The 19,424-nt window shown below is 63.4% G+C and carries 17 protein-coding genes and 3 pseudogenes (1 of these 20 running past the window's edge); 9 read left to right on the top strand and 11 right to left on the bottom strand.

Annotated features, from left to right (window positions below):
• The 3 genes and pseudogenes from ltrA to MTX19_RS37085 all read left to right on the top strand — a co-directional run.
• Positions 1–1,209: the 3' portion of a group II intron reverse transcriptase/maturase gene (gene ltrA / locus MTX19_RS37095; RefSeq protein ID WP_280984681.1), read on the top strand. It extends 18 nt beyond the left edge of the window; only the last 1,209 of its 1,227 coding nucleotides appear in the window; its start codon lies off the left edge, out of view; the stop codon is at positions 1,207–1,209.
• A gap of 33 nt (positions 1,210–1,242) precedes the next feature.
• The gene (tnpB, locus tag MTX19_RS37090; RefSeq protein WP_348638251.1) at positions 1,243–1,437 is read left to right on the top strand and encodes an IS66 family insertion sequence element accessory protein TnpB; all 195 of its coding nucleotides are present in this window, start codon (positions 1,243–1,245) and stop codon (positions 1,435–1,437) included.
• Positions 1,438–1,483: 46 nt separating this feature from the next.
• A pseudogene (locus tag MTX19_RS37085) lies at positions 1,484–2,902 on the top strand (IS66 family transposase); the annotation flags it as partial.
• A 27-nt stretch (positions 2,903–2,929) separates the two neighbouring features.
• Here MTX19_RS37085 and MTX19_RS37080 read toward each other — a convergent pair.
• Positions 2,930–4,999: a recombinase family protein gene (locus MTX19_RS37080; RefSeq protein ID WP_280980173.1), complete on the bottom strand. Its 2,070-nt coding sequence runs from the start codon at positions 4,997–4,999 to the stop codon at positions 2,930–2,932.
• Positions 4,986–5,165, bottom strand: a complete 180-nt coding sequence (locus tag MTX19_RS37075; protein ID WP_280980172.1) for a hypothetical protein — start codon at positions 5,163–5,165, stop codon at positions 4,986–4,988. The genes MTX19_RS37080 and MTX19_RS37075 overlap by 14 nt, the downstream gene beginning before the upstream one ends.
• A gap of 312 nt (positions 5,166–5,477) precedes the next feature.
• On the opposite strand from MTX19_RS37075, the pseudogene MTX19_RS37070 reads away from it, so the two are divergent.
• Positions 5,478–5,714, top strand: a pseudogene (locus MTX19_RS37070) (transposase domain-containing protein); the annotation flags it as partial.
• 104 nt (positions 5,715–5,818) lie between these two features.
• Positions 5,819–7,008, top strand: a protein-coding gene (locus MTX19_RS37065; protein ID WP_280981597.1) for an IS3 family transposase whose coding sequence is annotated in 2 segments (ribosomal slippage) — positions 5,819–6,068 and positions 6,068–7,008 — 1,191 coding nt in all. Because the reading frame shifts where the segments join, the coding sequence is not laid out codon by codon here.
• On the opposite strand, the gene MTX19_RS37060 is transcribed toward MTX19_RS37065, so the two are convergent.
• Positions 6,995–7,231, bottom strand: coding sequence for a hypothetical protein (locus MTX19_RS37060; RefSeq protein ID WP_280981596.1), 237 nt, complete (start codon positions 7,229–7,231; stop codon positions 6,995–6,997). The two genes, MTX19_RS37065 and MTX19_RS37060, sit on opposite strands and share 14 nt — an antisense overlap.
• A gap of 361 nt (positions 7,232–7,592) precedes the next feature.
• Here MTX19_RS37060 and MTX19_RS37055 point away from each other — a divergent pair, with 361 nt between their 5' ends.
• Positions 7,593–8,210: a hypothetical protein gene (locus MTX19_RS37055; RefSeq protein ID WP_280981595.1), complete on the top strand. Its 618-nt coding sequence runs from the start codon at positions 7,593–7,595 to the stop codon at positions 8,208–8,210.
• 121 nt (positions 8,211–8,331) lie between these two features.
• Here MTX19_RS37055 and dctP read toward each other — a convergent pair.
• Positions 8,332–9,419: pseudogene (gene dctP / locus MTX19_RS37050) on the bottom strand (TRAP transporter substrate-binding protein DctP).
• A gap of 305 nt (positions 9,420–9,724) precedes the next feature.
• Here dctP and MTX19_RS37045 point away from each other — a divergent pair.
• Complete coding sequence (locus MTX19_RS37045; RefSeq protein WP_280981594.1) at positions 9,725–10,810, top strand: NAD-dependent epimerase/dehydratase family protein; 1,086 nt, start codon at positions 9,725–9,727, stop codon at positions 10,808–10,810.
• Positions 10,811–11,018: 208 nt separating this feature from the next.
• Here the strand turns inward: MTX19_RS37045 and MTX19_RS37040 are convergent, their stop codons facing one another.
• The 4 genes from MTX19_RS37040 to MTX19_RS37025 all read right to left on the bottom strand — a co-directional run bounded on the left by MTX19_RS37040 (position 11,019) and on the right by MTX19_RS37025 (position 15,146).
• A complete protein-coding gene (locus MTX19_RS37040; RefSeq protein WP_280981593.1) occupies positions 11,019–12,326 on the bottom strand; it encodes a Gfo/Idh/MocA family oxidoreductase in 1,308 nt (435 codons plus the stop codon).
• A gap of 156 nt (positions 12,327–12,482) precedes the next feature.
• A complete protein-coding gene (locus MTX19_RS37035; protein WP_280981592.1) occupies positions 12,483–13,283 on the bottom strand; it encodes a phytanoyl-CoA dioxygenase family protein in 801 nt (266 codons plus the stop codon).
• Between the two features lie 137 nt (positions 13,284–13,420).
• Positions 13,421–14,095: a GntR family transcriptional regulator gene (locus tag MTX19_RS37030; RefSeq protein ID WP_280981591.1), complete on the bottom strand. Its 675-nt coding sequence runs from the start codon at positions 14,093–14,095 to the stop codon at positions 13,421–13,423.
• Between the two features lie 184 nt (positions 14,096–14,279).
• The gene (locus MTX19_RS37025) at positions 14,280–15,146 is read right to left on the bottom strand and encodes a sigma-70 family RNA polymerase sigma factor (RefSeq protein ID WP_280981590.1); all 867 of its coding nucleotides are present in this window, start codon (positions 15,144–15,146) and stop codon (positions 14,280–14,282) included.
• A gap of 113 nt (positions 15,147–15,259) precedes the next feature.
• Here MTX19_RS37025 and MTX19_RS37020 point away from each other — a divergent pair, with 113 nt between their 5' ends.
• The gene (locus MTX19_RS37020) at positions 15,260–15,715 is read left to right on the top strand and encodes a carboxymuconolactone decarboxylase family protein (protein WP_280981589.1); all 456 of its coding nucleotides are present in this window, start codon (positions 15,260–15,262) and stop codon (positions 15,713–15,715) included.
• Positions 15,716–15,866: 151 nt separating this feature from the next.
• Here MTX19_RS37020 and MTX19_RS37015 read toward each other — a convergent pair whose 3' ends face one another.
• Entirely contained in the window at positions 15,867–16,676 is an 810-nt protein-coding gene (locus MTX19_RS37015) for an alpha/beta hydrolase (RefSeq protein ID WP_280981588.1), read from the bottom strand.
• A 152-nt stretch (positions 16,677–16,828) separates the two neighbouring features.
• Here MTX19_RS37015 and MTX19_RS37010 point away from each other — a divergent pair, with 152 nt between their 5' ends.
• A complete protein-coding gene (locus tag MTX19_RS37010) occupies positions 16,829–17,371 on the top strand; it encodes a methylated-DNA--[protein]-cysteine S-methyltransferase (protein WP_280981587.1) in 543 nt (180 codons plus the stop codon).
• Positions 17,372–17,534: 163 nt separating this feature from the next.
• Here the strand turns inward: MTX19_RS37010 and MTX19_RS37005 are convergent, their stop codons facing one another.
• Positions 17,535–18,404 (bottom strand): MBL fold metallo-hydrolase, encoded by an 870-nt coding sequence (locus MTX19_RS37005; protein ID WP_280981586.1) that lies wholly within the window; start codon positions 18,402–18,404, stop codon positions 17,535–17,537.
• Positions 18,405–18,739: 335 nt separating this feature from the next.
• On the bottom strand, positions 18,740–19,351 hold the full coding sequence (locus MTX19_RS37000) for a glutathione S-transferase family protein (RefSeq protein ID WP_280981585.1): 612 nt from the start codon (positions 19,349–19,351) through the stop codon (positions 18,740–18,742).
• Between the last annotated feature and the right edge of the window lie 73 nt (positions 19,352–19,424).

Raw genomic sequence — 19,424 nt, 5'->3', positions numbered from 1 at the left:
GTCAAAGCCAATGCGGGCGCGGCCGGCGTGGATAAGGTGTCGCTCGAAGCTTTTGAGAAAGACTTGAAGGGCAACCTTTACAAGGTCTGGAATCGAATGTCTTCTGGCAGCTACTTTCCACCTGCCGTTCGGGCTGTCCCCATTCCCAAGAAGAACGGCGGACAACGCATTCTAGGCGTGCCGACAGTAGCAGATCGCGTGGCGCAGACGGTCGTCAAGCTGCAGATTGAACAAGCACTCGAGGAAATCTTCCTTCCCGATTCCTACGGCTACCGGCCCGGAAAATCCGCGCTGGACGCCGTCGGCGTCACCCGGCAACGGTGCTGGAAGATGGACTGGGTGCTGGAGTTCGACATCAAAGGCCTGTTCGACAATATCAGCCACAAGTTGCTTATGAAGGCCGTCAGGAAGCATGTGCAAGACGAATGGGCTCTGCTCTACATCGAACGCTGGCTAATAGCGCCGATGCAAGGCAAAGACGGAGCGATCACCGCTCGCGACCGGGGCACTCCCCAAGGCGGCGTGATCAGTCCCGTCCTTGCCAATCTGTTCTTGCATTATGCGTTCGATACATGGATGGCGCGGAACTTCCCGCAGTCACCGTGGTGTCGATACGCGGACGACGGGCTCGTTCATTGCCGAACCAAGGCTGAAGCGGAAGCCATCAAGGCGGCGTTGCAAGCAAGGTTTGAGGAATGCGAACTCGAAATGCATCCCGACAAGACCAAGATCGTCTACTGCAAAGACAGCAATCGCCCGGGTAGCCATGCCAGTCAGTCATTTGACTTTCTGGGATTTACCTTTCGACCGCGCAGGGCAAGAAACCATCAGAAGAAAGAAAACTTCTGTACGTTCTCGCCAGCGGCCAGCAGGGCGGCGATGAAGTCCATGCGTATGACGATCCGGCAGCTCCGGCTCAGGCTTCGCTCGCAGACGGAAGTCGACGCAATCGCCTTGGAACTGAACCCCGTCCTTCGTGGATGGATGCAGTACTACGGCAGATATGGGCGGTCAGAAATGCACAACCTGTATCGATACGTCGACGAATCTCTTAACCGCTGGGCGCGACGCAAATACAAAGGGCTGAAGAACGGAAAAGTCAGAGCCTCCACCTGGCTCAGATTGATCCGCTGCCGTAGGCCGAAGCTGTTCGCTCATTGGACGATGTTGAGTTCTGCTTCGTTACTTGTTGAGAGCCGTATGACGTGAGAGCGTCACGTACGGTTCGGAGAGCGGCTCCGGGTGCAACTCCCGGGGCCGACTCACCACTCCCAGGGAGCCTGCCTATTTACGAAACGTTTGGAGCGGGGGCGATTTATTTGGCCTTCGGCGGTAGATGGCGCGGTATCGATCTCGCCGGCGCAGTTGTCTTACTTGCTGTCCGGCATCGACTGGAGGCATCCTCAAGAAACTCAACGTCCGACGCGGGTCGGATAGTCGTTTTACGGTTTGAATCTGCGGCTTGATCTGATTCAATGGCTTCATGATATCGAAGCCGGACGATCTTCCATCGGACCTTGAGAGTGCCCTGGCGGCGCTGCAGGCCGAGCGTGAAGCGCGGCTACACGCCGAGGCGGTGGCGGCCAGTGCGCGGGCGGAGCTGTCAGACAACGAGGCGCTGATCGCGCATCTGGAGCTGCGGATCGAGAAGCTCAAACGCGAACTGTACGGACCGCGCTCCGAGCGCACGGCGCGGCTGCTCGAGCAGCTGGAATTGGAGCTCGAAGAACTCGTCACCACGGCGAGCGAGGATGAGCTTGCCGCGCAGGCCGCGGCGGCGAAGACGCAGACCGTGCGCGCCTTCACGCGCAAGCGGCCGGTGCGCAAGCCATGGCCGGATGACATCGAACACGAGCGCGTCGTCATTGAGGCTCCAACGAGCTGCGCCTGTTGCGGCGGATCTCGGCTGGCGAAGATCGGCGAGGACGTGACCAAGACGCTGGAGGAGATCCCGCGTCGCTTCAAGGTGATCGAGACGGTGCGCGAGAAGTTCACCTGCCGCGATTGCGAGAAGATCACCCAGCCGCCGGCGCCGTTCCATGCCACGCCGCGCGGCTTCATCGGCCCGCAGTTGCTTGCGACGATCCTGTTCGACAAGTTCGGCATGCATATCCCGCTCAACCGCCAGAGCGCGCGCTTCAAAAGCGAGGGGATCGACTTGCCGCTGTCGACGCTGGCCGATCAGGTTGGTCACGGGACCTTCGCCGTCATGCCGCTCTTCCACCTGATCGAGCGCCATGTGCTCTCTGCCGAGCGCCTTCATGGCGATGACACCACCATCCGTATCCTGGCAAAGGGCAAGTGCACGACCGGGCGGATCTGGACTTATGTGCGGGATGACCGGCCCTTCGCCGGGCCTGCGCCGCCGGCGGCGGTCTATTACGCCTCGAGCGACCGACGAGGCGAGCATCCCCAGAAGCATCTGGCCGCCTTCGGTGGTATCCTGCAAGCCGATTGCTACAGCGGCTTCGAACCGCTGTTCGACCCGCAGAAGAAGGTGCGGCCGATTACGCCGGCATTTTGCTTTGCCCATGCACGGCGGGGCTTCTTCGAACTGGCTGACATCGAGAAAAATGCCCGGGAAGGTAACAAGGGCAAACCGGTCTCTCCGATCGCGCTGGATGCGGTCAGACGCCTCGATGCGTTGTTCGAGATCGAGCGCGACATCAACGGCCGCAGCGCCGACGAGCGGCGTGCCGTCCGCCAGGAGAGGAGCAAGCCGCTTCTCGCGGACATGCACGCCTGGTTGCTGCGTGAGCGCGAAACCCTCTCGCGCTCCTCCGAGGTCCTGAAGCCAATCAACTACATGCTCAGGCGCTGGGATGACTTCGCCCGCTTCCTCGACGATGGCAGGATCTGCTTGACCAACAATTGCGCCGAGCGCGCATTGAGAGGCATCGCAAGCCTTGAGTCATTGTGCGCCCCTTCTTTAAGTGCTTGTAAACATTGGAAGCGTGTCCGCGTCAATTTCGCGAGACGGGCGACCCTTTCGGGCAATCGCTGTTTTGACCGCCTCGGACGCCAAATCGGCAGCTCGAATCTGACAGGGTGCTCGCGGAACAACCTGCACAGCAGGAAGAACGCCGCTGGAGACAAGGCGGCGGATCATATGACTTGAGACACCGAGCGCTTTTGCGGCCTCGATCTGCGTAAGCCATTCGCCGTTTTTTTCCGCTGAACGGTAGGCATGGATGCCACGCACACGGCGAATAGAGCTGACCCGATGTGCTGTCCAGGTCTTACCCATGCCGGTGGGCAAGCCCATGCGATTGAGCGTGGCGGCGATGTGCTCGTCAGACCAGCGCCCGGCCATGCTGCGGACAACAGCCAAGGCATCTTCCGCCGTGGAGGAACCGTGTTCACCGGAGCGCGGCTTGCGGATCCGAAGCTCGGAGTGCTGCCCACCCTGCCAATGGATCGTGAGCACAACGTCGCGTACCGCATCGTCGACGTCCGCGATGATGTCGACAATCAAGGCTCGCAGTAGCTGCTGGCGCGCGCGCATCGTCACATCAGGGGATTTCCAGGCTACGGACAGGTTATCCACCAGATCGGCAAAGGTGCCGGGATCGACCGCGTGGCCGGATGACTGATGGTCATTCTGGCGATTTTCCAGCTCGCGCAGACGGCGCAAAGCGTATTCCCAGTTCTTCTCCAACTGCGCAGCGATCAGGCGATTATCGGGGTCACAGGCAGCGTAGCGGCGCTCAGCAAGCGTGGCATCGTACCGGGCTTGCTGGAGTTCCAGATCAAGGATCCGGCGCTTGTCATCTTGGCGTTCCCGTTGCATGCGCTGCGCCTCGAACGCGGCCTCGATCGCCATGGGTTCTACCGCTCGTAACAGTTCTCGTGCAACTGCCGCGTCGATCTTTGAAGCACCGAATATCATACAGCGAAGCCGACCTGCCAGACTACCCTTGTCACAGCGGTAGACCGGGTAGCTGATTCGACCGCCCCTGTAGCTGACGCTCAGGCGCTGACCACAACGAGCGCACGTCAGAATGCCCGACAAGAGCGCCTGGCCGCCCCGGCCTGATTTTGCGCCATCTGGGCGACCGTAGGCGTTAAGCGCCAATTGCTTCTGGTTGCGCTGGTAGTCATCCCAGGTGATGTACCCTTCGTGATGATCCTTTATCATCACATCCCAGGTGCCCGCCGGTTTGTAGTGCCCGTAGGTCCGCCGCGCTCTTCCTTCGACAATCGCGGTTCGCTTCTCGCTTTTGCCGTATACGTAAACACCCGCATAGAACGGATTCTTCAGCACACTGATCACATTGCGGTAGCGGATGGGCTGCCAAACGAAGTTTGTCATGCGACCTTCATCAGCCGGTCGGGGGAAGTGGATTTGCTCCGCCTTCATCGACAACAACACCTGGCGAGCGCTACCAAGTTCGCGAAAGCGAGTGAAGATAAGTCGAATCACCTCTTGCAGACGCAGGTCAGCATCCAGGCCCAGACCGGCTTCGCGATGCCAGACATAACCAAACGGCACTGATAAGCGTAGCTCACCACGTTGGGCCTTCGCCCTGGCTGCGTCTAGCATCCGTGCCCGGATTATGCCCAACTCAAACTCGCTTATGCTTCCCTTCATGCCGAGCAAGAGCCGATCGTTCGGAAGGCAAGGATTATAAATGCCGTCGTGATCAATCACCCTCGCTTCAACAAGCCCGCACAACTCAAGCAGATGATGCCAATCGCGGCCGTTGCGCGCGAGCCGCGATGCATCGAAACAAATCACGGCGCCGACGGCTCCTGCGCACAACCATGCGACCAGCCGATCAAATCCGGGCCGGGCCACCGTTCCACTCGCCGAACGGCCGAGGTCATCATCAATGACTTCCACGTCGGAGAAGCCGTGCCGGCGCGCAATATCCACAAGATCGTACTGTCGCCGTTGGCTCTCCAGATTGGCCATCACCTGGGATTGCGTTGACTGCCGCACATAGACGACAGCTTTGCGCTTCAAGAGCGCTTCCGGGATCTGGTCAGTGTCGGGCATCACCGAGCTCCTCGACTACCAGGCCGGCGGCCTGCATGAGGATTTGGGCGAGCGTCAGTAACGCCTTCACCCGCGCCGCCTCGTTCATCCTGTCCAGCCTGTCCGGCTCGAATATCAGGCTCAGTTGCCCGACTGAAATCTGTGCAGCTACGCGCTCCTGCTTCATCGGCGTTCTCCCATACGACTCGATCGCTCGGGGAGTTTGCGGAAATGGCGAGCGCTGTGACCAGTCTCTTCAGCTCTGATAATGCAGCAAGATCAACTTGTGGTCGCCCGGAGGTCATCTCCGCGCACGCGATTGGATCTACCATCCAGCTGGGAATCGTGATGACCGTGCCCAATGGGGCTCGGATCCGCAAAAACTGACCTGTCGCGCGTTGCTCCACACGACGCACGTTCACCATCTGGCCAAAATAGGGATGCCAGCGATAGTGGACCTCAAAATCCTCCCCGACATGGGCAGAATGAACGGTAAACGGCGGTGGGAAGGCGCAACTGGACCTTCGCCGGCAGCCAGCGTGGCGCCGACCGTGCCGCCATCATGCTGACGATGATCACGACCTGTCGCCTCAATGACGTCGATCCCAAGGCCTGGCTCGCCGACGTGCTCGCCCGTATCGCGGATCTTCCCGCGTCACGTCTGCACGAATTGCTGCCCTGGGAATGGAAGCTCTTGCGTCAAGCCGATAAGCCCGCCGGTCAACAGGCCGCCTGACCTTCACTCAACGCCATCATAGAGCTCGCCGCGCCCGCGCGCGTGCGTCAATCACGCGGTCTTCGTCGCATGCGTACGTTCTGGCCCACGACAAGGACCAGAGCATGAAGCGCAGCCGCTTTTCGGAAGAGCAGATCATCGGGATTTTGAAGGAGCACGAGGCCGGCGTTTCGGTCGCCGACCTGTGCCGCAAGCACGGCGTCAGCGACGCCAGCATCTACAAATGGAAGGCGAAGTTCGGCGGGATGGAGGTGTCGGAGGCCAAGCCGCTGAAGGCACTGGAGGATGAGAACACGCGGCTGAAGCGGCTGCTGGCGGATGCCATGCTCGACAATGTCGCGCTGAAGGACTTGCTGGGAAAGAAATGGTGACGCCCGCGGCCAAGCGGAAAGCTGTCGCCCATCTCATGGATGCCCACGGGATGAGCGAACGGCGGGCGTGTAAAACCATCGGCAGCTGCCGCATGACGATGAGATACCAGACGATCCGGACGGACGATGGCGGCCTTCGCCAACGCATGCGAGCGATCGCCCAAGAGCGCCGCCGTTTCGGCTACCGGCGCCTGCATGTTCTGCTCAAGCGGGAGGGCTATGCGATCAACCACAAGAAGCTGTTCCGGCTCTACCGGGAAGAGAAGCTTGCGGTGCGTCGCCGTGGCGGCCGCAAGCGGGCGATCGGGACCCGGGCGCCGATGACGGTGCCGCTGGCCCCGAACGACCGCTGGTCGCTCGACTTCGTCTCGGATCAACTGACCGACGGCCGCCGCTTCCGCATCCTGACCGTGGTCGATGACTGCACCCGCGAGTGCCTGGCGCTGGTGGCCGACACCTCGCTCTCGGGCACCCGGGTGGCGCGGGAACTGGACCGGCTGGTGATCGAGCGCGGCAAGCCGACAATGGTGGTCAGCGACAACGGCAGCGAGCTGACCAGCAACGCCATCCTGACCTGGGCCGATCAGAGCCGCGTCGCATGGCATTACATCGCGCCGGGCAAGCCCATGCAGAACGCCTTCATCGAGAGCTTCAACGGCCGGCTGCGCGACGAATTGTTGAACGAGACGCTGTTCACGTCGCTGGCCCAGGCCCGCGTCGCACTCGGATGTTGGCGAGCCGATTACAATAACACACGACCGCACTCGCAGCTCGGATGGAAGACCCCGTCCGAGTTCGCCATCACCTACCATCCGCGTCGGGATCTGGCGCTGCGCTATGCCGAAGGCTCCGCGCCAGCTCCCGTCGCTCCCACCGCCCGACCGGGCAAATCCAACAGCCAGGGCGAACTCAGGACTGGATAAAACTTGGGGGCAAGGTCAGCTGAAACGTGTAGACACCGCAGCGCGGGCAAGCGAAATGTTTGGCGCGATGCGTGTTCCACGCATACGCCGACAACAGATCTTCGCCACTGAGGATCACGAGCTCGCTTTCGTGGACCTTGGTCATCAACGCGTTCTTTCGCCGGCACAGCGAGCAATCCCCGGTCGTCCGTTCGTCGATCGCCGCGTTGATTTCGAAGGTCACCGCGCCGCAAGGTCATGAGCGTTTGTAACGGGCCAAGTCCGTCTCCATCAGTCGTTCGCTGAAGGATGTTCGACGCGGCCGGTCGCGACAACGATCGAATTGTCGGAAGACAATGTTCCGCGCGGCCCGGTGGCACGAAGGACATGCGAAGCAATCGATGTCGCTCCGACTGGAACGGAATGACGTCCGCGCCGTTACCGGCTCGCGAGATGCAATCACCCAGCTCTGAACTGTTCGTGATCGTTCGCCCTTGATCGGCCGTCATCTTCTACGACCAAAGTTCATGGGGCATTCATTTCGAGTTCCGTACCCATTGGGCCCGAGAAAGCCCCGGCAATCCCTGCCCAGCAAGGAGACTTCCATGCGTGAGATCGTCCGCCCGATATTTGCTGCGTTGAGCGTCGCGTCCCTTGCGGTGTCCATGACCGCGGCATCGAACAGCGGCGTGTTCGCGCAGGCCAAGCAGCAGCAGATGGCGCCGCCGGCCAACCAGCCCGCGCAGGCGGCTCCCGCTCCCCAGGATCAGCCGCCCCCGATCAAGCAGATCGCGCTCACCGACAAGCAGATCGACGGTGCGCTCGCCGCGTCCAAGGAAATGGATCCGATCACCGCGAAACTCTCGGAGAACGCCAAGCCGGACCCGAAGATCATCGGCCAGCTCGAGGGCATCGCCAGGAAGAATGGCTTTGCGAGCTATGACGACTACAACAACGTCGTCGACAACATCGCGCTGGTACTCGGCGGCTTCGATCCGCAGACCAAGAAATATGTTGGTCCGGAAGCCGTCCTGAAGGCGCAGATCGCCCAGGTCCAGGCCGACAAGAAGATGCCGGCCAACGACAAGAAGGAAGCGCTCGCCGATCTCAACGAGGCCCTGAAGTCGCCACCGCCCGCGGTCGAGAACAAGGGCAACATCGACCTGATCACGAAGAACTACGATAAGCTGATGGCAGAGTTCGGCGGCAGCGACGAGAACTGAGTCGCCATCCGAATTAAACGAAGCTCCGGAGAATTCTCCGGGGCTTTTTTGTTGGGCCGAATCGAAGACGAGTCGCCGCCGCAACTTCGTCAGCGCTTTGGGCGAGGCGAGGCCGGGGGCCTCAGGTCCGCGTGCGCATCCGCATCATGAAGCTGTCGAACGAGAGCTCGGCGACCTGCATCCAGGCCAGTGATTCGTTGCGATAGCTGTCAGGCTCGCATACATCTTGCCGAACTGCGGGTTGCTCTTGGCGAGGTCCGCATAGATCTCGTTCGCGGCGTTGTAGCAGCCCTCCAGCACCTCCTGCGGGAACGGCCGCAATTGCGCGCCGGCCACGATCAGGCGTTTCAGCGCCGGCGGATTGACGGCGTCATATTTGCCCGTCACCCAGGTGAACGTATCTTCGGACGCGGCCTGGATCGCAGCCTGATAATGCTTCGGCAGCGCGTTCCACTTCTGGGTATTCATCACATTGTGGCCTTGGCCGGTGCCCTCCCACCAGCCGGGATAGTAATAGAACTTCGCGACCTTCACGAAGCCGAGCTTCTCGTCGTCATATGGCCCGACCCACTCCGCGGCGTCGATGGTGCCTTTTTCCAACGCCGGATAGATGTCGCCGCCAGCGATCTGCTGCGGCACGCCGCCGACCTTGGCGATGATGGTGCCGGCGAAGCCGCCGACGCGGAATTTCAGACCCTGCAGATCCGCCATCGACTTGATCTCCTTCCGGAACCAGCCGCCCATCTGGGCGCCGGTCGAGCCGGTCGGAATGCCGACGCAGTTGTAGTCCTTGAGCAGATCGTTGATGAGCTCGCTGCCGCCGCCCCATTGCAGCCAGGAGATGTGCTGGCGCGTGTTGAGGCCGAACGGCAGCGATGTGCCGAAGGTGAAGGCCGGATTCTTGCCCCAGTAGTAATAGAGCGCGGTGTTGCCCATCTCGACCGTGCCGTTGGAGACGGCATCGAGTACCTGCAGGCCAGGCACGATCTCGCCGGCGGCGAATGACTGGATCTGGAATCGGTTGTCGGTGATTTCGGCGACGCGCTTGCAGAAGAATTCGCAGCCGCCATACAGCGTATCGAGTGCCTTCGGCCAGCTTGCCGCCAGCCGCCACCTGACTTCCGGCATCGATTGCGCGACCGCGGGCGCAGCCACGGCGCTCGCGGCGAGGCCGACGCCGCCTGCCTTCAAGAAATCACGACGCTTCATGCGTTTCCCTCCTGTTTGCCGATACCTCGACAAGGGAACGATCTTGCTGCCGTCTGTCTTCGCCGATCGATCGACGTTGCTGTAGTGAGTGTGACTGGTGGCCCTCGACGGGCTCTTGTTGGCGGATGCCCGCGCGTGCGGTTCCGCGATCAGGATGACCGTTCGTGAAGGGAAATCAAGCGTCCGCGCTCATTGCAGCTGCGAACGCCAGTGGAGATTCCGCGATGCGAAGAGCAAGGCGGACGCTGCCCGAGGCACCGCGATCTGCTACGCAATAGAGGCGAGTGTGATGGGAGTTCAAGGACATGGCCAACAAGAAAGTCGTGGTCGCCGGCGCAACCGGCCTCGTGGGCAGCGCCGCCTTGCGACACTTCGGCGCATCGCCCGATTGCGAGCGCGTTGCGCTGTCGCGCCGCAAGCCGCGCGATCTCTATGGCGCGCGTCACGTGCCGATCGACCTGACGAGCACGGAGGATTGCCGGCGCGCGGCGGCCGAGCTCAGCGGTGCGACCCATCTGATCTATGCCGCGCTCTATGAAGCGCCGAACCTGGTCGACGGCTGGCGCGACGCGCAGCAGATCGCGACCAACGACCTGATGCTGCGCAATCTGATGGGCGCGCTCGAACCGGTCGCGCCCGGATTGAAGCACGTCGCACTGCTGCAGGGCACCAAGGCCTATGGCGTCCATGTCCGGCCGCTCACGGTGCCGGCGCGCGAAGGCCGTTCGGAAATGTACGAGCAGCCGAACTTCTATTGGGCGCAGGAGAATTTCCTGCGCGACCTGCAACAGGGCAAGCGCTGGCATTGGAGCATCCTGCGTCCCGTGTTGATCATCGGCGAGGCCATGGGCGGCGCGATGGACCTGATCCCGCCGCTCGGCGTCTATGCCGCCATGCTGCGCGCGGAAGGCAAGCCGCTCGACTATCCCGGTGGCGCGCCGCGCGTGGCGCAAGCCGTCGATGTCGATCTCCTGGCCCGCGCAATCGCCTGGTCGGGCGAGGCCGAGACCGCGCGCAACGAAGCCTTCAACGTCACCAATGGCGACGTCTTCACCTGGGAAAACATCTGGCCGGCGGTCGCGGATGCGCTTGAGATGAAGCCCGGCCGGCACATGCCGCTGTCGCTCGCGCGGGAATATCCGAAATGGATTGCGTCGTGGGACGAGCTGCGCAAGGCGCACGGTCTGATCGCGCCCGGCCTCGAAGAATTCGTCGGCCTGTCGTTCCAGTATGCCGATTACAGCATGCGCTATGGGCAGACTGAGCCCGGCCCGCCCTCGATCGTCTCGACGGTCAAGATCAACCAGGCGGGCTTCACCGAGATGATGGACACCGAAGTGATGTTTCGCAAATGGTTCAAGCTGGCGAAGGCGAGCCGGTTGCTGCCGTGAGTCATTGTGGTCGGGCTCTCTCAACTCCCTCTCCCCGCTCTTGCGGGGAGAGGGGTTGGGTGAGGGACTCCATCCGGCGAGCACTTCGCGGCTCGGTTAGCGGCATACCCCGCCCCTCACCCGGATCGCTGACGCGATCCGACCTCTCCCCGCAAAGCGCGGGGAGAGGTGACGAAGCACTCTCAATTAGAGCAAACGGCAGGGGGCATCAGCGCGAGAACGCCGCTTCCATCGCCTTGCGCGTCTTGATCGTGTCGTTGCTCTCGTCGACCTCGACATCGCTCCAGCGCACCACCGCGCCATGGGCGACGTCGTTCTTCAGCTTGACACGATGCGCGAGCCCGATCGGCAGCGCGCCGGCGGCGAGGCTGGCGGATGCCGGCATCAGCTTTCCCCACACCGTGTAGCCGCCTTCGCCGTCGAGCATCTCGCCGGCGCGCAGATTGCGTTTCGCCACTGCCGCGACATCACCGCGGAAGCCGCGCGGCTGCCCGGTCGGCTCGTTGCGCAGCGCGGCCGACAGGATGGAGATGTTCAGTTCGAGCCCGATCAGATGATAGGGCTTGTACATCGCGGCAAAACGGCCCGATGCATCGGTCTTGAGGCCGTATTGCTTGAAGCAGTCCGCGGCATAATCATTCGGCGCTTCCAGCACCACATAGACACCCCAGCGCAGGTCGCGGAACACCGGTCGGCCGTCGCGCTCCAGCGACGACACCACCTCCACGATGCCGGATTTCTCCAGCACACCGCCCGCCTCGCGCGGCCGCATCACATGCGGCAGGTCGTCGACCCCGCACGGCGGAAACAGCAATCCGTCCGACGGCACGTCGAGGGTGCAGGCGTTGGCGATCGCCGCCATCTCGATCGCGGATTTGGTGCCGTCGAGGAAGGAGTTGAACATCTGCGGATTCATGCCGGCGGATTGCGCCTCGCCGGCCGTGAGACCGTAATGCTGCCACACGCCCTCCGGCGTCACGTCGTGATAGGCGGGCAGGTACTTCGTGCCCTTGCCAGCGGCGACCACGCGGAAGCCCGTTGCGCGCGCCCAATCGACCATCTCCGCCGTCAGCGCCGGCTGGTCGCCATAGGCGAGCGAGTAGACCACGCCGGCTTTCCGCGCTTCGTCGGCCAGCAGCGGTCCCGCCAGCACGTCGGCCTCGACATTGACCATCACGACATGCTTGCCGGCGGCGATCGCCGCGCGGGCATGGCGGATGCCGACCGCAGGATTGCCGGTCGCTTCCACCACCACGTCGAATGCGCCGCCGGCGATCGCCCGCGCGCCGTCGTCGGTGAAAATGGTCGCCTTGATCCGCTCGTCATCCCAGCCAACCGTGCGGCACGCCTCGCGCGCGCGATCACGGTCGAGATCGACGATCACGGGCACCTCGAGCCCCGGCGTATGCGGCACCTGCGACAGGAACATCGAGCCGAATTTTCCGGCGCCGATGAGAGCGACGCGAACGGGCTTTCCGGCTGCGGCGCGGGTTTTGAGGAGGTGATACAGGTTCATGATATGGATCCGCGAAATGTCGTGAGGTGCAGCATCGCTGCCTAGCTTCTGTCATGGCCGGGCTTGGGCCCGGCCATCCACGTCTTCTGCCGCAGCGATCGTGTCAAGACTTGGATGCCCGGCACAAGGCCAGGCATGACGAGGTGTGCGTGATTGTTACTCCGCCGCCTGCCGCGGCGCACGTGCCAACCGCAGCAACGCGTCGTCGTCCACGGTCTTGATCGGGGTGAAATCGCGGTGCGCGATGTAGTCCGGCCGCGTCGGGGTGCGGATGTAGTTCGAGACCGCATTCAGCGTCAGGTAGACGATCTTGCGCGGGTAGGGCGTGATGTTGCCGCTCGATCCGTGCACCAGGTTGCCGTGGAACATCAGCATGCCGCCGGGCTTGCCGGTCGGCGCGACGATGCCGCCCTGCTTCACCAGCCGCGTGACGGTCTCCTCATCCAGCGTCCACAGCGGGTAGGACGTGGTCTCAAGATCGTGCGAGGCCTTGAGGTCGCCGGCGTCCTGGCTCTTCGGCACCAGCATCAGGGGGCCGTTGATCGGCATCACCTCGTCGAGGAAGATCGCGATGTTCATCGCCCGCGGCTCTGGCATGCCGTCGTCGCGCTTCCAGGTGCCGTAGTCTTGGTGCCATTGCCAGACGTCGCCGGTGAAGGCCGCCTTCGCGTTGATCTTGAACTGATGCATGTAGACCTTCTCGCCGAAGATCTGCTCGATCGGTTCGATCATGCGCGGATGGGCGCCGAGAACTCCGAACGCTTCGTTGTAGAGGTGCGCCGCAAAGGCGGTGCGCGGCGCGCCACTCTTCTCGCGCCATACCTCCGGGCGGTTGGCGTCATAGATCGAGACCGCCTCGCGCGCGAGGAAATCGACCTCTTCCTGGCTGAACAGTTCGGGCAGGAACAGCCAGCCTTCGCGGTGGAAAAATTCGACCTGCTCTGGGGTCAGTTTCATGGTGCTTTCCTCCTGTTGTTATTCTCTCTCCCCTCATGGTGAGGAGCGCGTCTTCGCGCGTCTCGAATCATGAGGCCTCGCTGGCTCATCCTTCGAGACGCGGCTGCGCCGCTCCTCAGGATGAGGACGGCCGGGAGCTACGCCGCCACGTCGATTGCCCTCAGTTTCTGCTCCGTCATCCGTCCTGCCGTCTGCGCATGCGCGAGCGCCGCGGCCTCGGCGGCCGCGGCATTGCCGGAAAAAATCTGCGCGGCGATGGCCTCGTGCTCGGTCCAGGCGCTGTCGCGATAATCGAGCTCGGCGAGCACGGTCGCCATCGAGCGGCGCATATGCGGCCATTGCGGCGCGATCATTTCCTCGATCGCGGAGTTACCGGCGAGACGATAGATCGCGCTGTGAAAGTCGACGTCGAGTGCGATCAGACGCGACAGCGGCGTGTCGCCGTCGATCGCGCGCCCGGCCTCGAGCGCCGTCGCGAGCTGCATGCGTCCCGCCGCGTCCTCCTTCACGCGCGCAGCCGCGAGCCGCGCCGCCAGTGCGTCGATCGCGCCGCGGACTTCATAGAGCTGGCGGATGCGCAGCGGATCGAGCTGCGTCACCTCGAAGCCGCGCCTGCCGCTTTCCGCGACGAGGCCTTGCCGGTGCAACAGATGCAACGCGTGCGAGACCGGCTGGCGCGAGACGCCGAGCTTCTCGGCGAGTTCGTTCTGGGTGATGCGCTGGCCGGGCAGCAACGTGCGATCGATGATCGCCTCCAATATCCGCCCATAGACTTGGTCGATCAGGTTCGGAAGCGGGTCCAACGGGATCATGCCGGCCATCCATGATGGAATACGGAATTCCGTGTTCGAAATCGAGGCTACGGCGCTGACCGCGAATGGTCAATACTTCGTTTTTCGATTCATGTAAGCCATTGAAAAATATAATGTTCTGTTATGGCTTGGGCGCGGCCATGCGACGGGTTGCGGCAAGCGACCTCGCCCCGCCTCAGCCGCGTCAGTTGCGATCGAACACTTCGACATCGAACGTTTCGATCTGCGCGGCTTCGGCGACCGCGTCGATTGCAGCGATCCTGTCGCCCGCGATCGTGATCCGCAGCACGACGCGCAACTGGCCGCCGAGGATGACGGCCGCGCCGATCTCGCCATCGACGAGCGCGGGTCTTGCTGCCTGTGCGCGACCCTTGAAGGCTTGGGCGACGGCCGCAGCGCCACGGATTTCCGGCAGCGAGCCGAGGCGCTGCGCGGCCTGATCGGCGCGCACCACCACGTCAGGATCGAGCACCGCGAGCAGCCCCTCGAAATCGCCGTTGCGGGATGCCGCGAGGAACGCCTCGACGACTCCACGCTGCCGGCTGAGGTCGGTGTCCAGCGCGGGCGGCGTGCCCTGCACACGGCGCCGCGCGCGGCTGGCGAGCTGTCGCGCGGCGGCCGGTGTGCGGCCGACGATCGGCGCGATCTCCTCGAACGGCACCGCGAACATGTCGTGCAGCACGAAAGCGAGCCGCTCGGCCGGCGCCAGCGTTTCGAGCACCACCAGAAGTGCGGCGCCGACGGAATCGGCCATTTCGGCCTCCCGTTCGCTGTCGTTGTCGGCGACCGGCTCCGGCACCTGAGGGCCCATCGGCTCCTCGCGGCGCGATTTGCGCGACCTCAGCATGTCCAGGCAGATGCGAGAGATCACGGTGGTCAGGAAGCCACCGAGATTGTCGACGGACGCGGCGTCAGTGCGGCTCAGCCGCAGCCAGGTTTCCTGCACGGCGTCATCGACCTCGGCCGTCGAGCCCAGCATGCGATAAGCCACAGCCCGCAAGCGGGGCCGGTTGGCCTCGAACTGCTCGGCCAGAAATTTTTTCCCGTCCATCGGTCACATTCCCTTTGTCCGCTCCGTCATGGCCATGACGGAGCAAATCCGGCCGATGTGACAGCAGATCGGCACGGCCGCGTCAAAAAATGCAAAAGCAGGAGACTGACACCATGCAAGCCCGTATGAACCACCCGGTCATGGTCATTCCCGAGGCCATGAAGGCGATCCAGGCGCTCAACGAGAGCACCAAGCAGGGGCTGCCGGAACGGCTGCTCGAATTGGTCCATTTGCGCGCCAGCCAGATCAACGGCTGCAGCGTCTGCGTCGACATGCATCCGAAGCTCGCCAAGCGCGCCGGTCAGACCGATGAGCGGCTGTTCGCCGTCGCGGCGTGGCGCGACACACCCTATTTCACCGAAGCCGAGCGCGCCGCGCTGGCGCTGACGGAAGCGCTGACCCGGCTCAGCGACCGCGAGGATCCGGTGCCGGACGCGATCTGGAACGAGGCCGACAAGCATTTCGACGAACGCCAGCTCGCCGCGCTCGTTCTCGCGATCGCCGCCATCAACGTATGGAATCGGCTCAACGTCGCCGTGCGCCAGCCGGTCGGCGCGTGGAAAGTGTAAGAACGGGCGTTCTCCCTCTCCCTGCTTTGCGCGGGGAGGGTCGGGATGAGGGGCTCTCTCCGCGAGTGATGCAGTTGGCCAGACCTGTACCCCCTCACCCGGCGCGCGCCGACCTCTCCCCGCAAGCGGGGCGAAGTGAAGAGGCCAGCAATCAGCTCGCCAGAAACTCCAGCACGATCTCGCAATAGCGCCGCGGCGCCTGCTCGAACATCGGATGCGTGGTGCCCGGGATCATCTCGACGCGTGCGCCTTTCACGTTGGCGGCGAGGGCGTGCAGCACCTTCGGCAGCACGCCCTTGGTGTTCGCGCCGCCGATGAAGAGCGTCGGCGTCCTGATCGCCTCCGCATCCGCCTTCGAGAAGGGCGGGCGCTTGTCACGGGTCTGGCCGATCAGCGTCATCGCGTTGTCGAGCAGCAATTGCTTCGGCGCGGCGGGCAGCCGCCGCCAGGCGCCGGGGCCCTCGAGCGCGTCGATGAAGATCTGCATGCCGCCATCGATGTCGCCCTTCGCAATCAGGTCGGCGGAGGCCGCGATCCGCGCCGCCAGCGGCGAGGGGCCGGGCTGGAAGTCGGGATCGAGCGTGCCGTCGAGCTCGCCGCCGGGCTCGGCGAGGATCAGCTTGCGCAGCAGGTCCGGCCGCCGCTGCGCGACGCGGAACGAGATGTGGCCGCCGCGCGAGTGGCCCATCAGGTCGACCGGCCTGGTGTCGAACTTCTCGATGAAGGCGATCACGTCGTCGACGTGCTGGGCGATCGAATAGGTGTCGCCAACGCCGTCCCATTGCGCCGGGAAGAAGTGCCGCAGGCTGACCGCGATCACGCGATGTTGGCGCGTCAGCGGCCCCAGCACGGCCGACCAGATCCGGAAATCGCACAGCGAGCCGTGCACGCAGACCAGCGGCGGGCCCGCGCCGATATCGAGATAGGGCATGTCGAATCCGTTGACGTGGAGGCTTTGCATGGGGGTTCGCAGACTGGGTGATGTTGTTGATTTGCGGCAAGTTCCCACAGGATTCGGGTGGATAGCAACATTCTCCAAGCCTAGATTCCGGTCCAACATCAGGTTCAGGAGCATGAGCCAAGAGATATCTAAAGGAACATCTGGAGCGAGCCATGACCGGCCAGAATTTTGCGATATTCGAGACTCCGATCGGCGCCTGCGGCGTGGTCTGGGGCGAACACGGCATCACCGGCGTGCAACTGCCGATGGGCAATGAGGAGAAGACCCGCAAGCGCATCTTCCAGCGCAGCGGCGACGCCACAGAGGCGGTCCCGCCGGCCGAGGTGCAGCACGCGATCGACGGCATGGTCGAGCTGTTGGCCGGAAAGCCGAACGACCTCGCCGACATCGCGCTCGATCTTGACGGCGTGCCGGAGTTCAACCGCGGTGTTTACGACATCGCGCGCAAGATCCCGCCGGGCAAGACCATGACCTATGGCGAGATCGCCAAGCAGCTCGGCGGCGTCGAGCTGTCGCGCGACGTCGGGCAGGCGCTCGGCCGCAACCCGTGCCCGATCGTCGTGCCCTGTCACCGCGTGTTGGCGGCCGGCAACAAGCCCGGCGGCTTCTCCGCCAATGGCGGCGTGGTCACCAAGCTGAAGATGCTGGAGATCGAAGGCGCGATCGTGAACCACACGCCGAGCCTGTTCGATTGAGGGAGGCTCTATCTGCTCCCTCTTCCCGTTCTTACGAGGAGAGGGTTGGGGTGAGGGGCTCTATCCGCGTGAGCAGTGAAAGCCGAATTCGCCGAGGCCCCCCTCACCCGGATCGCATGAAATGCGATCCGGCCTCTCCCCGCAGGCGGGGCGAGGCGAAGGGCTACGTCATCTCGCACACGAACCCGTTGCCCCTCCGCTTGATCCTGCCGGCCGACGGCGAGGGGAAATGCGCGGGACAGCACAGGGTCGCGGTGTCGCAATAGCGCTCGAGGAAGCTGCGGCGCGTGGTCGCTGCCAGCGCCGGGTCGACGTCGAACTTCGGCGACAGCTCCGGATGACGCGTCTGGATCGGCGAATGCATCAGGTCGCCTGAAAACACCGCGTCGTCCTTGCCGCGGCCGAAGGTGAAGGCGACATGGCCCGGCGTGTGGCCGGGCGTCGGCAGGATGCGTGTGTGATCGCCGATCGCGAAATCGTTGCGCACGATCTCGGCCCTGTTGGCTTCGACCACCGGCAGCACGCTGTCGACGAACGGGCCGACCTCGGTCTTCGCGTTGGTCTCGGTCCAGTAGTCGAACTCGGTCTTGTCGAACACATAGCGCGCGTTCGGGAACGTCGGCACCCAGCGGCCGTTCTCCAGCCGCGTGTTCCAGCCGACATGGTCGACATGCAGATGCGTGCACATCACGTAGTCGATGTCGCCGACCGAAAAGCCGGCCGCCGCGAGGCCGCGCAGATAGGTGTCGTCAGTCTTCATGTTCCAGCTCGGCCGCGTCGGCCGTGGCTTGTCGTTGCCGATGCAGCTGTCGATCAGGATGGTGTGGTGCGGCGTCTTCACGACATAGGACTGGAACGCCAGGATCAGCGTGTCGCTGTCGTCGAGCGCGCCCGCGGCCTTCATCCAGGCGCGGTTCTCCGCGAGCACCTCTGATGTCAACCCAGGCAGCATGTCGAGCGCGGGCAGGAACGTGGTCTCCTGCTCGACGATGCGATGGATGGTGAGATCGCCGACGGTGAATTTCAGGCTCATGGTGATTTCCTTGGAAAATCAGTGCGCGTCGCGCACGGCGGAATAGGGATGTTGGCGAGGATGTCTATCGCCGCAAGGCTCTGCTGCGGCCTGCTGTGCAGGGTTGCATGCCGTGCAGGGTGCCGTCGTCATCATCACAAGATCGGGATCGCGAATGATAATGCGCTGGTCGCGCCCAAGGCTGCGATCCAACTCACGTTCGTGCAAGCCGCCAGCGCACGCCCGGTCCTCCCCGACAAGCTGCGGACGATGTACCACAGTAAAAGGGCCGCGCAGAGAAGAGGGATCAGGGGGAAGCGATCGCACATGCTCATCTTCCCCCAGGACCGCTGGTGTTACGCCGGCGGCGGCGCCGAGATCTTCACCGACGGCCGCTCCCGCATCCTTTGATAGAACGCGTCGAGTTTGGGATAGGCCTTGCGCCAGCCGCAATCGGCGAAGCGGAAGTCGGCGTAGCCGAGCACGCAAACCAGCCCGATCTGTGCGATGTCGAACGGTCCGTTCAGCACCTCGGGCCGGCTCTCGAACCGCGCCATGCCGGTCCAGGCGCGATTCCAGTGATCGTCATACCAGGCCGGCCACGCCGAGCCCTGCGGCCGCACCATCTTCTCATAGCGGCACAGCAGCATGGAATCGAGCATGCCGTTGATCAGCGAATGATCGGTTTTCACCTTCCAGCGCCGCGGGCCGTAGCCCGGGATCAGCCGGCCGCCGCCGAGCTCGTTGAGATATTCGACGATGACGTAGGAATCGAGAATGACGTCGCCGTGATCGAGGATCAGCACCGGCAACTTCTTCAGCGGAGTGATCTTCGAATATTCGTCATTGGCCTGGCCGGGCGCGACGGTGGCCGGGACCAGCTCGATCTTGTCGATCAGGCCGAGCTCGATCGCGGCGATGCGTACCTTGCGGGCGAAGGGGGAGGCAGGAGAGAAGGTGAGTTTCATGGAGGCCTCGCTGGAGCTATCGGACTGGAGCTGCCATTGCGAGGAGCGAAGCGACGAAGCAATCCGCGCTTCC

It is taken from the genome of Bradyrhizobium sp. ISRA464 (assembly GCF_029910095.1).
Lineage (GTDB): Bacteria > Pseudomonadota > Alphaproteobacteria > Rhizobiales > Xanthobacteraceae > Bradyrhizobium.
Note: the sequence above shows the minus strand (reverse complement) of the source record. Positions and strands in the feature narration are given on the sequence as shown.